9 protein-coding genes are annotated in these 14,372 nt (G+C 48.2%); 2 read left to right on the top strand and 7 right to left on the bottom strand.

The window, feature by feature from the left end; genetic code table 11:
- The first annotated feature begins 72 nt into the window (after positions 1–72).
- Positions 73–975 carry a DUF808 domain-containing protein gene (locus tag B5X68_RS07980; protein ID WP_082214181.1) on the top strand — a complete coding sequence of 301 codons (903 nt, stop codon included), beginning with the start codon at positions 73–75 and terminating at the stop codon, positions 973–975.
- On the opposite strand, the gene B5X68_RS07975 is transcribed toward B5X68_RS07980, so the two are convergent.
- The gene (locus tag B5X68_RS07975) at positions 967–1,512 is read right to left on the bottom strand and encodes an alpha/beta fold hydrolase (RefSeq protein ID WP_082214180.1); all 546 of its coding nucleotides are present in this window, start codon (positions 1,510–1,512) and stop codon (positions 967–969) included. The genes B5X68_RS07980 and B5X68_RS07975 overlap by 9 nt on opposite strands.
- A gap of 171 nt (positions 1,513–1,683) precedes the next feature.
- Here B5X68_RS07975 and B5X68_RS07970 point away from each other — a divergent pair, with 171 nt between their 5' ends.
- Positions 1,684–2,106, top strand: a complete 423-nt coding sequence (locus B5X68_RS07970) for a secondary thiamine-phosphate synthase enzyme YjbQ (RefSeq protein WP_082214179.1) — start codon at positions 1,684–1,686, stop codon at positions 2,104–2,106.
- Here B5X68_RS07970 and B5X68_RS07965 read toward each other — a convergent pair.
- The 6 genes from B5X68_RS07965 to B5X68_RS07940 all read right to left on the bottom strand — a co-directional run bounded on the left by B5X68_RS07965 (position 2,080) and on the right by B5X68_RS07940 (position 14,297).
- Positions 2,080–5,397 carry a VCBS repeat-containing protein gene (locus B5X68_RS07965; RefSeq protein ID WP_082214178.1) on the bottom strand — a complete coding sequence of 1,106 codons (3,318 nt, stop codon included), beginning with the start codon at positions 5,395–5,397 and terminating at the stop codon, positions 2,080–2,082. The two genes, B5X68_RS07970 and B5X68_RS07965, sit on opposite strands and share 27 nt — an antisense overlap.
- A gap of 44 nt (positions 5,398–5,441) precedes the next feature.
- Positions 5,442–6,716 (bottom strand): MFS transporter, encoded by a 1,275-nt coding sequence (locus tag B5X68_RS07960; protein WP_082214177.1) that lies wholly within the window; start codon positions 6,714–6,716, stop codon positions 5,442–5,444.
- Between the two features lie 6 nt (positions 6,717–6,722).
- Positions 6,723–7,736, bottom strand: a complete 1,014-nt coding sequence (locus B5X68_RS07955) for a LacI family DNA-binding transcriptional regulator (RefSeq protein ID WP_082214176.1) — start codon at positions 7,734–7,736, stop codon at positions 6,723–6,725.
- Positions 7,733–9,220, bottom strand: coding sequence for a sialate O-acetylesterase (locus B5X68_RS07950; protein WP_212567987.1), 1,488 nt, complete (start codon positions 9,218–9,220; stop codon positions 7,733–7,735). The genes B5X68_RS07955 and B5X68_RS07950 overlap by 4 nt, the downstream gene beginning before the upstream one ends.
- 22 nt (positions 9,221–9,242) lie before the next feature.
- A complete protein-coding gene (locus B5X68_RS07945; protein ID WP_082214174.1) occupies positions 9,243–11,888 on the bottom strand; it encodes a glycoside hydrolase family 38 C-terminal domain-containing protein in 2,646 nt (881 codons plus the stop codon).
- Between the two features lie 66 nt (positions 11,889–11,954).
- The gene (locus tag B5X68_RS07940) at positions 11,955–14,297 is read right to left on the bottom strand and encodes a GH92 family glycosyl hydrolase (protein ID WP_082214173.1); all 2,343 of its coding nucleotides are present in this window, start codon (positions 14,295–14,297) and stop codon (positions 11,955–11,957) included.
- Positions 14,298–14,372 lie beyond the last annotated feature (75 nt).

Raw genomic sequence — 14,372 nt, 5'->3', positions numbered from 1 at the left:
TACCTTTGCATATATGCTTAATACTGGAATAGGTCCAGCAAAGCGACTTTTATCGTGAATTCTTAATATTATATGGCATCCGGATTTTTTGCAATTTTAGATGATATAGCCTTTTTAATGGATGATGTTGCGCTTGCAACAAAAGTAGCAACCCGAAAAACTGCGGGAATTCTGGGCGATGATTTAGCCGTGAATGCCGAAAAAGCGACGGGTTTTTTGTCTGAACGGGAATTGCCGGTCTTGTGGGCAATTACAAAGGGCTCACTGGTTAATAAGCTCATCATTGTTCCGGTGGCATTGCTGCTGAGTGTATTTTTGCCAGCTGCTATCAAATACATTCTGCTTTTAGGAGGACTTTACCTGGCGTACGAAGGGGTCGAAAAAATCATTGAATATTTCTTCCATCGCCCTCAAAAGGAGCATACAGTCATTAAGGAGACGCCGCAGGGAAGCGCAGAGGTTAATCTTGAAAACGAAAAAGAGAAGATCAAATCTGCTGTAACCACTGATTTCATTTTGTCCATCGAGATTGTGATCATTGCCCTTGGAAGTGTTGCCGAACAAAGCATTGCGATACAAATAGCGACCGTTTCCGCCGTTGCATTGCTCGCAACAGTAGGCGTCTATGGCATTGTGGCAATCATTGTAAGATCCGATGATGCCGGTTACAGACTGATCAAAAAATCGAACGACAAAGGCATTCTGTCCAAACTCGGACACATGCTTGTCAAGGCCTTACCGGTAATGATCAAGTTTTTAGGGGCTGTCGGCACTGTGGCTCTGCTTCTGGTTTCAGGTGGTATTTTTGTCCATAACATTGAATATTTCCACCATCTTTTCCCGGCGCTTCCTGCAACGGTTAAGGAATTCGGAATCGGGCTGGTTATGGGGTTGATCGTGTTTTTGGTAGCATCAGTTTTCAAGAAAATATTTTCGAAAGGCAAGCAAACAAACGAGCCGCAGGCCTCACATTGACTTGATATCGTCTGCAACTATTTTAAGATCGTTACCAAATTGATGGCCGCCACGCGCTATTTCCTTGAATGTGCCCCACGGAAGTTGTTCTTTATAAAAGGCCATTTGTGAGAAGGGAACTTCCTCATCATCAATACAATGATAAAAGAACAAGGGAATTTTCTTATCAATGTTCCCCGCAAAGTCCGGCCTCAATTTAAATGCCTCAACCCAGTCTTCGTCTCCCTGCCAAAAAGGTGCAGCCAGAAGAAAAATGCCGCCAATATTTTTGGTAATCGCGTTTTCAGACAAGTACGCAAGCAACATAGAAGCCCCAAGCGAATGGCCAACCAAAATGACGCCGTTCTCGCCTGATAAAATTGCGCGGCCAATCTGCTCGCGCCTGCCCAGATCGGGAGATCCGTCATTCGGCAAAAACGGGTAATGAACGGTGTATTCAGAACCTAACTCCCGCCTTAGGGATGCCACCAGTTTTTCATCAGCACTATAATCTTCCTGCGATCCACCGCCGTGAAAGAATGTGATTTGCTTTTGCATATTTATTCTGTTTACAAGAAATTAGACCATCGAATAATTGCTTCAAAATTAGTCGTTTTCAATGCTAGCGGAGGCGTGCGATCCGGCCATTTGCAGGGGGGCGACGTGCCAATGTTGAGCAAAATGCGCCTGGTCAGAACTGAATCGAATACAGATTAATAACTTTACCAGATGAAGATATTTCAGCAAAGTATAACATTGCGCGAGAAACGCCGGGGGTTCCACCTGATCACAGGCGAGATCCTTCACGCAATGCCTCAAATTTCGGAGATCAGCGCAGGGATATGCCAGGTTTTCATTCAGCACACATCTGCTTCGCTTACCATCAACGAAAACGCAGACCCGACGGTGCGGAAAGATTTCGAGATGTATTTCAACAAAACTGTCCAAGAAAACGACCCCGACTATGAGCACGACTACGAAGGTTCCGACGACATGCCCGCACATTTAAAAGCCTCACTATTAGGAAGCTCAGTCATGATCCCCATCCGAAACGGCCGCCTGGCGCTGGGAACCTGGCAAGGCATTTATCTCTGCGAGCATCGGGATCGCGGCGGGGCGAGGGGATTAATTGTGACGGCTTGGGGGGAGTGAAGGGGGGTTAACATAAACCTCCAGTTTCCCGGAATTAGATGCACCGATCAGCAGCACCTTCCCACTTTGCATATGCAGCTCAACCAGTGCTCGGTTATCTCCATACAAAGCCAGGCCGCTTAACTTTGGAGGCACAGGGACAAAGTTTCCTTTACCATCACCTTTTAAACACAAACCCTGCATGGCGTCAAACCGTCCGATAGACGCATCCGGCGCGTATGAATTTCCTGAAAGGATCAGGTCCGGATGGCTGTCGCCATCGATGTCTCTGGCTACAATTCCACGAACCGGAGCAAACTGTGCCTGCATGGGAAGCGGGCGCATTCTAAATTTATCATTACCCCGATTCTCTATATAGGACGAAGTGAAGCAGCTGCTTTTTAGCACCGCCGCTTTATGGAGTAAATCGGGAGAAATGACATCCTGAACGGTTGCTTTGGCATATTCATCATACAAAAAAAACTTCTTCCCAATCTTCGGCATCTGACGCAACAATGCGTCCCGCGAAGGCCAGGGATAATTTTTGCCCTGAATGTACCAGGAAAGCAAAGACTGATGCACCCCGCTCCCATCCAGATTGCCGCTGTACACGGTAAGAGGTTCTTTGACAGATGCCTGGAAAGGCGTATTCATGCCCATGTTGCCCAGAATATAATCGGTGTCACCGTCATGATCCATATCCATTCCGATAATGCTGTTCCACCAGCCCGAAGACTCTCCCAAACCGGTTGATCTGGTCACGTTCACAAGTTTGCTATCATTGTTTTTGAAGAAAGTAACGGGCATCCATTCACCTGTGACGATCAGATCAACGCGGCCGTCGTTGTCGAAATCGGTCCATAATGCACTGGTTACCATGCCAATGTGACGAAGTTGAGCGCAGACTTTTTCAGTAACGTCTGTGAATTGACCGTGATCGTTTCTTAAAATATAACTTTCAGGCGCTGTCGGATATTGGCCAGGCGTCACCCGACCACCGACAAAAAGATCCAGGTCACCGTCCCGGTCGAAATCGGAGGCGGTGATACAGGATTTGCTGGCAAACATTGGTGGGAGCGCCTTGGCATCCCTTGAAAAATTTCCTTTGCCATCATTTTTGTAGAGCCGGTCCTGGTAAAGCGCGGAGCCAGCTTCGAATTCGCTGCCGCCGCTGGCAACGTACAAGTCAAGGTCGCCGTCACGGTCGGCATCGAAAAGCAGTGTTCCCGCATCTTCCTGCTCCTTGTCTGCCTGAAATTCCCGCCGTGCAAAGCGCCCGTTCTTTTGCTGCAAAAAATAAACTGCCGGCAACCCCGCTGCTCCACCTATGAACAGGTCTTCCAACCCATTTTGATCCATATCCCCCACTGCCATCGAAGGTCCGATCGTGGCGTAGGTTTGTGGCATCAGCACATGCGTGAAAAGATCCGAATAATTGTTTTCTGTGTGCGTAAAATTAAGTCCATATTGGTCAGCGACTTCTACAAAAATGGGTTGCAGCAGCTTTGGAGCGATTAACGGATTATTTCGGGCATCTTTATGATCTAAAACTAATCGCTGGTTAACAATAACATCAAACATTTGCTGAATTCGTCCGTCCGGCCAGCGAATTTCCAGCGTGTCCACCTTGCCTGCATTTCCCAAACCAAAATGAACTTTACTGTCAACAGTCGACTGGAATCCGCGGTATAATGTATGTTCATAAACCTGCAATTTTCCTGTGTAATGCAATGTAATCTTTGCCCCCAGCGCGAGACGGTTCAGGCTGTCGCCTTTCAGTTTAAGTTGCAGCCAGTTGTTCTTAGCCAGTTTTTGCGTTTCATTTTGGTATACAAATGCCTTCTCATTGACATTATTTACCACAAGATCCAAATCGCCATCATTGTCAAGATCGGCATAGGAAGCACCGTTTGAAAATGATGGCTGATCAATTCCCCAATCCGCTTTGTGCTCAAAAGTCAGATCGCCTTTATTGCGAAAAATGTAGTTTGGCACTTTCACACCTTTCAGGTTTTCCATCAGTTTCAGCAATTTTGCATTAGCCTCGTCCTTTTCCTCGAACATGGTCGTCTGCTGGCTGTATTTGATAAAATCCTTATCGGTCATATCTTTCAAATGCCCGTTGCTGATAAAAAGGTCGCGGTAACCGTCGTTGTCAAAATCGGCGAATAACGGTCCCCAGCTCCAATCCGTTTTGTCAATGCCCGCCAGCTGCCCGATCTCGCTGAAATGGCCGTTACCATTATTCAGTTGCAGCGTGTTACGCATATACTGCGGCTGGTAACCCATTTGCAGCATAAAATCAAACTTTTCATTAGACATGCCCGCCGCCATAATTTTCTGCCGGTAATTATCTTCGGGAAGCATATCCAGCACCACAATGTCCTGAAAACCATCATTATTGTAATCCGACACGTCCACGCCCATCGCATTATAACTTTGGTGTTTCGTGTATTCACCAATGCGGTTTGTAAAAGTGCCGTCCTGATTATTAATGTACAGCAGGTCATTGCTCAAAAAGTCGTTGGCGACGTAAATGTCCGGCCAATTGTCACCATTGAGGTCATTCACCGCCACGCCAAGCCCATAACCCTCTATCTGAATGCCCGCCTCGGCGGAAACATTTTTGAAAACCGGATGTCCGGCAGGACCATTGCCCTCATTTCTGAACAATTTATCCGTACTGACTGCTTCTCCTTTCGAGCGCACGGGCATCAGGTTATTGACTGCGCGCGGCGAATGGTCGTGCGTGAGCAGATACACATCCAGGTCGCCATCTTTGTCATAATCCAGAAATGCCGCTTGCGTGGTGTAACCCGTATCCGCCAGTCCATAAGCAGCCGCAGATTCGGCGAATGTGTTGTTTCCCTGGTTAATAAAAAGCAGGTTCGCACGTTCGGCAGGATTGGGACTTCCGGCGCGACTAATGTAAATATCCAGCAAACCATCCGTATTCAGATCCACCATGGAAACACCTGTACACCAACCCTTTGTGGCAATGCCAGCTGTTTTGGTAATGTCTTCAAACTGCATATTCCCTTTGTTGAGATACAATTTTGAAGACACCATATTTCCCGAAAAGAACAGGTCAGTAAGGCCGTCATTATTGATATCCCCAATTCCCACGCCGCCGCCGTTATAGAAGTACATGTATTTCAAAATGTTCAGCGAGTCGGTCTGGCGGATGTCATTTGAGAAATCAATCCCCGTTTCCTTCGAATCCAGCAGCCTGAATAGCGCTTCTTCCGACTTTTTCCAACAGGCAGAAAGGGTCAGCAAAATGAAAAAACAGGACAGGTAATAAGTTTTCATGGAAAGTTTTAGGGCATCCGGTGTGGCAGCCGGTTTTTTGAAAACTAGGAAAACCGACTTTCAAGCGCTTCGAGCGAAACGCCTTTTGTCTCGGGCATCAGCAGCGTGACAAATAATAATTGCAACACCATGAGCGACGCGAAACCCGCAAAGATGATCCAGCCCGGCACTTGATGGATGAGCACAGTCCCCAAAAGAGTCGTTAATCCGGCGAACACATTCAGCATTCCCGAACCCCATGCCTGCCCGAAAGCGCGCACTTTATTTGGAAAAACCTCAGCAATAAAAACCCAAATTACGGCGCCTTGACCGATGGCGTGCGAAACAATGAAGAGCAGCATAAAAGTCAGCACAAACCAAGCGGACCAGCCCGCATAGAAACCCAATGCGATCATTGACAAGCTCAGAATATATCCAATCGACCCTGCAAACATAAGTTGTCTCCTCCCTACCCGATCAATAAAATACATGCCTACTCCGGTTGCTAATAAATTCACAAGCCCGATGGAAACGCCGCCTAACAATGATTGCGAAGTGCCCAGTCCCGCCTGCGTCAGGATCTGAGGGCCATAGAAGAGCACAAAACTGATGCCGGAAAATTGGTTAAAAAAGGCCATCAATAGTGTAATAAGCAGCACTTTGGCATATTTCCCCGAGAATAGCCCGGCGCCCTGCGGTCTTTCATATTGTTCCAAACCCGGCCCCGAACGCACCGGCCACCGTGGACTTTCGGGAATGCCCACCGCGAGCAAGCTGTAAAGAAGCGCGATCACACCCGTCGCGCCAGCCATTAATCGCCAGTCATTTATGCCGCCCAAGCCTGCAAGTGCATAGTTGGAAATGTAGGCCATCAGAATGCCGCCCACAAGATTGAATTGAAAGAGAATGCCCAGTTTTCCGCGATCCTCCGCATTGCTGACTTCGGCAATGTAAGTCGGTGCGGCAATGGCGCCTATACCCGCCGCCAGACCACCCATGAAGCGAAAAAACGAGAACATGTACGGCGAAACCGACAATGCAGTTCCCAATGAGGAAAGAACGAACAATGCGCCTGTAAGCAGCAAAGCCGCTTTTCTGCCCCAGCGCTCGGTTGGGTAACCTCCTATGAGCGCGCCGACGACTGCGCCCCACAATGCAATAGAAACAATAAAAGTGCCATGAAACCAATCGGAAGTAACCCACAATTGCCTGACTGACAAGTTAATTCCGGATATTACAATAGAATCAAAACCGGATAAAAAACCGGTCATAGATACGATCAGCACGCAGCGGAAAGTCCGGCTTTTCAGATTCAATGTTGTGTCGTTTTCTTGATCCATAAACGATCAGGTTGAGGCTCTGACAATCAGTGAAGTTGGCAATGTAATTACCTCGGCTGCCTTTTTCATTAATGCCGGATTACGCAGTTTCGACATTAGCGTATCAATGGCCACCTGGGCAATGGCTTCGATCGGCTGGGCTATTACTGTAATGCCGGGTCGGTGAATGCGGAAAAGGTCATGGTCGTCAAAGGAAATCATTGCAATATCACCGGGTATGCTGAGTCCCGACTCATTAATCACTTCCAGCCCTGCAATGCCCAGGTAATTAGTCCCAAAAACAACAGCATCCAGCTTATTTTGACTGAGTATTTCACGGATATCTTCCAGATAATGCTCATATCCGTCCTTAAATGGCATCGGGAAAACGTGGGTGGCGAGCCCGTGGTCGGCTATGGCTTTTTTGAATCCGATAATGCGATCCTCCTTTTCCGGATCGCCCAAGGCGAGGGCGATCAACCCAATGTTTTTTGCGCCCCGGGCAGCCAGGTGCTCCACTGCCTGATACATGCCGCCCTGGTTGTCGACCATTACCGCATCGGTGCCGTCATTGCCAAAATAGCGGTCGAATAATACCACGCTTTTGCCTTTGTCAAGCATGTCGCGGATCTCCTGCTCCATGCCCTGCGTGGGCGCAATAATGCAGCCGTCGACGCTGAGCGTGGAAAACATGGTCAGAAAATCCTTTCCGCGTGCCACGTCATTTTCTGTGCTGCAATACACGATTTTATATCCATTTTGATAAACCTTTTCCTCAATCAGTTTGGCGATGCTGGCATAAAAGGGGTTTGAAATGTCCTCCACCATCAGACCGATAATGTTCGTGCGGCCGGTTCGCAGGCTTTGTGCAAACTGGTTGGGCCGGTAACCCTGGTTTGCTGCCTCCGCCAGCACTCTTTCTACCAGCGATTCGCTGATCCGCTTTTCCTTCGCCTTCCCGTTGAGTATGAATGATATAGTGGTTTTAGAAACATTAAGCTTCTTGGCGAGCTCGCCCATCGATGGTTTCGGATCTGTCATTTTTTAGAAATTGGTTCATCCCAATCGTCGCTGCGGAATGGCAATACGGGCAGGGCGTCTTTGTTCTGCAAATTGGTGACCGGAAAATTAGTGAATGCATAGCGAACGGCCACAGGATTCTTGACCTTAGGGCAAGTCAGTATGATCCGGCTTCCCTCAATTCTGGCCGTTGCGGGATAGAATCGCTGATCGGCGCCAGCCAGGAAAAAGTGTTCCGGCGCTTTGCCATTGTTTGTTTCCAGTCCTCCCCGCACGGTTTCAGCAAGGAAATGTATCTCTGTTTCTTTTTTTCCAAACAATACAAAATCAAACTTTGGCCCCTGATAGCTGATGCTGAGCGCGCCATAAGTCCGGTTCAATGCTGTTTTGGCCAGACGAACGCCTATCGGCTTTTTATTTTTGGGATGCAGATCTCTGGACTCGCCCACGTCCATCGTCACAACCATTTCCGTGTTTCCCAAACTGCCTATCCGTTCCTGCGCTTCACGGAAAAATGCGTAATCAGCCAGCGTCGCATCATCCTTATCATACCAGAACGGTGCTACCTGTACGTAATAAAATGGCAGATTCCCTTGCGCAAAAGCCGACCGCCAGCTTTGGATCATCGTCTGCGTGAGCCGCGTGTAACTCGCCCGCTCGCTACGGTTGGACTCGCCCTGATACCATATAAATCCCTTTATGGACAAATTGATAAATGGACTGATGACCGCATTGTACAGCAAAAACGGCCTGGTCACTTTCTCGAATGTAAAGCCGCCCTCGATCTTTTCTTTGGATTTGGGACTATCCATATACGGCTGTAAATAGACGCGGTTGAGCAGCGTATCAGCTGCCAGCGCTTCTCGGGGCACGTAAGCCTGCGCCGACGAAGCGCCGATTCCGGTGAACACAAGTCCGATAGGCACATTTAATTTCGCAAACAATTCCCTTCCGAAGTGATAACCCACCGCGCTGAATGTGCGCACGGTCGCTGGCGTACATTCCTGCCAGATGCCCTGAATGCTATCCAGCGGTTCGTTGCTGAAATTGAGTCCGGCACTGAACAAGCGGATCTGCGGATAAGCAGCGGCTGGCACCTCCCTGGCCGAATCCAATGTTTCATGCAGCTTGAATTGCATGTTGGACTGCCCGCTGCAAATCCAGGTTTCACCGATCAGCACATTTTCCAAAACCTGCGTTTCTCCTGAACCTGTAACAGTGATTTGATGTTTCGAGAAATCGCCGGGCCTGACTGCCGGAACCGGGATAATGCCTAAAAATTTGTTCTCTGTATTTGCGATAACGTTTATGGGCGTGGACATCCAATCGGCCTGGATGGAAATAGCAGTTCCAACTGGTGAATGGCCCCAGACTTTGAAAGGCTGATTTTGCTGAATCACCATATTGCTTTGCAGCACACTGCTCAGTTTCAACTTTTTAGGTAGCTGCGCAGTGGCCGATAATGCGATGCAGAGCAAGCCGATGATGATTTTAACTTTTCGCATATTCATTGAGGCAAGATATAAATCAATTTGCTATAAAGTCCTTTAAACGAATCGTCCTGATGCCGAAACGGGGCATTGATATGTTTAGGACGGTTTTGTCGGATTCGATATTTAATGGTAATTCTTCTTTATGGGTTCCGTTTAGCTCCACCAATGCGGCGGATTTGGCTTTGCCGTTTAAGGTAATTTTTTGTGGTTTGGCGTCGCCTTCGGCATTGAAGATCCTGATTAGTAGGTCCTCTCCGTCAATTAAAATTGACGGGTATTGGTAGGCTTTTGGGGATGTTTCTATTAGGGATGTTCCGGCTCCTCTGGCTTTGTTTCGAATAATGCGGTCTTCGCCGCCCACTTCAGTGGACGGATATTGAAAAGCTGATTTGGATGTTTCTATTAGGGATTTCCCGGCTGTGTTGAGTTTGTTTGTGATTGCTGCGATGGCTGGTTCGTTCCAGTTTGATGCTTCTGTGGAAATGCCTGCTTTGTCCCATTTCCCGGCGTGCGGCACGAGGGCATAACGCATTTTTGTTGGGCCGGTTATGGTGTGGTTCCGGCCCCAGAGCCCGGCACCGGAATACTGTACATTGAGCCCGAGCGGGAAGTTTTCGCCGTGCGCATAGGTTGTGGTCTGGTCTGAAAGTAAGGCCAGGCCTACATTGTTTTTGGCGTCATACAAATCCACCCAACTTACCATTAAGTTGTGCTTAATGCTATCCCAGCGGCTAAAAAAGGTGTTTTCCAGTTTGCTTTCTGTTACATCGAAAGGCGCATCCTTGTATATTTTTTCAGATTGGAAATTGGCTGGAAACAATGCGAGCAATTTCTGGCTGTCGTCATAAAATGGTTTGTGATAGTCTTTCGGATCAATCTTTTCGTGCTGTTTATAATTACTGCCAATGCCAATGTTCGTTTTCCAGTCGATTTCGAGCGCACATTCAATTTTACGGTCGCCTTGTTTGAGGGTAATGGTTTGGGTAAATGGATTGGAAAGCAGCTCGCCTTTGATTTGGGCCGTCACCACCAGCGGCCCGTTCTCAATAATGCTGATCGTCACCGGCTTTTCGGTGGTGGAATGAAAACCGCCATTGTCGTAAAAATTCCCGCGCAGCTCATTGAATGAACGTTCGCTTTTTGCATCCACAAACTCTTTGTTTCCCAGTGCTTTAACCACCAGACTTTTGATACTGCCGCCTTTGGATTTGTTCAAAACCAATTTGTACTGGTCCGTTTCCAGCACCACATCCCCGGAAGCCGCAACTGTTGCTTTGGCTCCTGCTGTTTTGGAAGATTTTTTCCTGATCATTTTGTACTGACTATAACCCATCGCCGGAACACTGGATTTGAAATACACCATTTTTTGATCAATAATACTCACCTGCAACGGCACTTCCTTGTTTTTTGCATCCACTATACTGATCGTCTCAGGATTGGTTCCGGCAGGCAAAATTAAGGCCACGTGCTCGTTTTTAATGTTGCCTGTTGTATTATAAACGCTGATGTATTGTTCTCCGTTTTTACTTAAATCAACATTTGAGCCTGCGGCCGATGCGATAATCCGATCGCTGATGCGGTTGGTGGTATCCGTCCACGTGACTACTTTATCTGCCCAGGTCTGTCCACGCTTGCCATTGTAAGGCACGATCCAGCAATCGTGGTGCTGGGCCAGCATCAGCCCGCGCCAGGCTTCGTCGATCGCAGCTTGCGGCCAGGGGGTGTTGTTGTAGATTTTGTTCAAAGCCGCCATTTTCTCGGCCATGACTATTTTGTTTTCCGAAACCCGAACCTGCTGCGCGATTTTTTGCAGAATTTGCGAGCCCCACACCAGGCTTACTTGCATATCCTCCTGCGAGAAATGCCAGTCCTGATCGGTTTTTCCAATGGAAGCATTGGCGAAATAGTCGCGCCATGTTTTGTATTCAGTCGGTTGGTAACCCTTTTCACCATTGCCGATCCACGGGCCGTTTCGCCAGCCTGCGTCCTGCAGGGTCATAGCCACCGGATTTTTAATGCCCGACTTCAATGCATCATTCATGTATTTTGGCGAATTGGTCCAGCCTTCGGTTTGCCATGTTGAATTGGGTTCCAGTCCCTCGCTGCCGTAACGAGGCACCGCAGTAATCCGCGAGCCGTCGGGCCCGACCCAGTTGACGAGCTCGCCACCAAATGCGCGCGTGTAGCCGCCCCAGCAGGTGTTAGGGTTTTTTAGTGAGGCATATTTATACCCAAATGAATTCAAAATCTGCGGCAAGGCGCTGGTAAAGCAGGGCTCTTCGGACGAATAGGTGGTAAAAACAGCCGAAGGAAAGTGGCTTTTTACTTTTTTGATACCATAATCAAAATGGCGGATAATGCTCTCGCCTGATATATTGTAAAAATAACTCTGCCCGTAAGCCGGACTTACATACTCTATCCGTCCGGACATTGACTGATCCGCAAAAAGCTTTTGAAATTCGGCCAATGCTTGCGGTTCACGCACTTTGACAGAATCCCAGGTTTCAGGTTCAATTTCCAGATTTATCTTCCAGAACTTATTTTTATTTAACTCATCTACAATGAATTGCGTATAACCAACCGGATAATGTCCATACACGCCGCCATGATAGCCATCGATAAAATAGGCCTTCTGCGCGTGCGTTCCGATGGACAAAAACACCATCGGAACGGATATCATTAAAGGGTTTAGGAACGTCAAAAAGTACTTTGTCAAGGGGTTCAGGATTAAGGTTAAGGGTAGGAATCAGTCACCAAAGCTTTCGTTGGGTTTTGGACCCATTGTTAGTTCTAATGTGCCACCGGCGGTGATTTCGTTGTAATCGATAAAGCATTTGTTATAAGCTTTGCCATTCAATTTTGCGCTTTGAATATATATGTTAGTGGGCGAATTTTTGAGCGCGATAATGTTAAATGCTTTGCCCTTCGCATAATTGGGATCAAGGCGAATCGCAACCTTGTCAAACACGGGACTGGTGATTTCAAAGCGGTTTTTGCCTGGACAAACCTGATAAAGTCCGCCGGCGGCCAGCACATACCAAGCCGACATTTGGCCCACATCCTCATTACCAACCAATCCTTCCACAGAATTGTGGTAAGCGCGGCGACAGATTTCTCGCGTCCATTTCTGCGTCAGCCAGGGTTTCCCAACATGATTGAAAAGGAACGGCACGTGGTGCACCGGCTCGTTGGCGTGGTTGTAATAGTCGTTCCACATCATGTTTTCAGGGACTTTGTCAAAAAACACAGCCAGGTCAGCAGCCACTTTTTCTTTGCCACCCATCAACGTCACCATGCCCGGAATATCCTGCGGCACAAACCAACCCTGCTGATAGGCATTGGCTTCAATGCTGCCATACCATTGTTTCAGCCTGCCTTCTTTTGGCCATGGCTGCCAGTTGCCGCTTTTGTCTTTCGGCCGGAACCAGCCCTCCGATTCATCAAAAATGTTGCGGTAACTCTGCCCGCGTTTGTCAAAAACCGCTGCGATATCTTCCTTACCCAGTGATTTAGCCAGATTAGCCGTGCACCATTCGGTATAAGCGTATTCCAATGTGTTTGAAATCCCGAACGGCTCCACCGTGTAACCCCGCTCGCCGTTACCAAACTGGTTACTGGTCTGCACGGCGTATTTCAATGCTTTGTCTTTATCAAACCGCGCGATGCCTTTTGCGCTAGCGTCGGCAATAACCGACAATGCGGGGTTCCCGATCATGCAGCCGCTGTACGCATTGAGCATTTCCCAGCGTTCGAGGTAAGTTTTCTTGCGTTCGTCTGCCAGTGAAAGCAGCGAGTTCACCACATCATTGACAAGCTTTGGATTGATGATGGATTGTAGCGGAAACTGGCTGCGGAACACGTCCCAGCCGCTAAAAATGGTGCGGCGCGTATAATTTGCAGATGCGTGAATTTTACCGTCTCCACCTGTAAAGCTGCCATCCACATCAGCAAAAATGCGCGGGTCGATCATTGTGTGATACAACGCGGTGTAGAAAATACGCTTGTCCTCATCCCTGCCACCGGAAACTGTCATGGCACTCAATGCATTGTTCCAAAGCGCAACGGCCTGTTTGTGCAGTGCGTCGAAATCCCAGCTGGTAATTTCTTTTTGCAGATTTTTCTCAGCCCCGTCCATGCTTACGAACGAAATGCCCGATCTAAAAAGCACCTGTTCATCTTTTTTTGTATCATATTCGGCAAACACACCTAAATGATCGCCTTCCAGCTCGGTGACCGAATCCATCACCACTGCTTTGGCAACCTGTGCTTGATAGCGGTCGTTTTCAATGTCTTCGCGCTTGCGTTTCCAGTCTTTGGGAATGTCAGCTTTCCAGGCACCTAGTTTTTTGAAGGGTTTGCTGAACTGCGCGTAAAAATAAACCGTATACTCTGCATGCCCGTCGCCATTTCCCCAGCCGCCGCCTTCGGGCGTGCATTGCATCCAGCCTTTAATTGTATGATCGTCGACCACTTTTACATACTGCCGCGTGGAGGTGCCTCCTACCCTGCGTGCAAGGTCTATTTGAATGCGCGATTTTTTGTCTTCGGGAAATGTAAAACGCAGCATGCCGGAATGTGGGGCGGCGGTCATTTCGGCTTTGATGTTATAGTCGGTTAATGTTGTCGCGTAATAGCCCGCGGAGGCTTTTTCATCCTTTTTGGAATAATTGGAACGGTAACCGCTGCCTGCCACGCCTTCTTTGCCTCTTGCGGTTTTTAATGCGCCCGTCGTTGGCGTTACCAAAAGGTTACCCAAATCCCCGTACCAGCCTACGCCACTCATTTGGGTGAATGCAAAACCTTCTATGGAAGTGTGCTCGAAGCTGTAACCCGATCCGTTATCGCCGCCGGTAATGGTATTTGGACTCACCTGGACCAATCCGTAAGGCGTGGTTGCTCCCGGAAATGTTTTACCCAAACCATGATAAACCCCCGCCTTTCCCGTGCTGGTACTCGCGCCAATCAGTGGATTTACATATTCAGCAGGAGACAGTGCCGCCTTTTCGGCAACATGCTCTTTGTCGTGCTCTGACCGGCAGGCCGATAAAAAACCGAAAACGGTCATTAAAGCGATAATGCAATGCTTCATTGAGATATATTATTCTTAAAAATACCGGACGTCAAAATCTGACGCCCGGTCCCCGGCAAACGAGTGGGTAATTCT

It is taken from the genome of Dyadobacter psychrophilus (genome assembly GCF_900167945.1).
Lineage (GTDB): Bacteria > Bacteroidota > Bacteroidia > Cytophagales > Spirosomataceae > Dyadobacter > Dyadobacter psychrophilus.
The sequence above is the reverse complement of the archived record's forward strand: the minus strand, read 5'-3'. Positions and strand labels throughout refer to the sequence as shown.

Excerpts from the sequence above, each read along its gene's own strand:
- B5X68_RS07980 (WP_082214181.1), top strand. The coding sequence starts at position 73 with ATGGCATCCGGATTTTTTGCAATTTTAGATGATATAGCCTTTTTAATG.
- B5X68_RS07970 (WP_082214179.1), top strand. The coding sequence starts at position 1,684 with ATGAAGATATTTCAGCAAAGTATAACATTGCGCGAGAAACGCCGGGGG.
- B5X68_RS07960 (WP_082214177.1), bottom strand. The coding sequence starts at position 6,716 with ATGGATCAAGAAAACGACACAACATTGAATCTGAAAAGCCGGACTTTC.
- B5X68_RS07940 (WP_082214173.1), bottom strand. The coding sequence starts at position 14,297 with ATGAAGCATTGCATTATCGCTTTAATGACCGTTTTCGGTTTTTTATCG.
- B5X68_RS07975 (WP_082214180.1), bottom strand. The coding sequence starts at position 1,512 with ATGCAAAAGCAAATCACATTCTTTCACGGCGGTGGATCGCAGGAAGAT.
- B5X68_RS07945 (WP_082214174.1), bottom strand. The coding sequence starts at position 11,888 with ATGATATCCGTTCCGATGGTGTTTTTGTCCATCGGAACGCACGCGCAG.
- B5X68_RS07965 (WP_082214178.1), bottom strand. The coding sequence starts at position 5,397 with ATGAAAACTTATTACCTGTCCTGTTTTTTCATTTTGCTGACCCTTTCT.
- B5X68_RS07950 (WP_212567987.1), bottom strand. The coding sequence starts at position 9,220 with ATGCGAAAAGTTAAAATCATCATCGGCTTGCTCTGCATCGCATTATCG.
- B5X68_RS07955 (WP_082214176.1), bottom strand. The coding sequence starts at position 7,736 with ATGACAGATCCGAAACCATCGATGGGCGAGCTCGCCAAGAAGCTTAAT.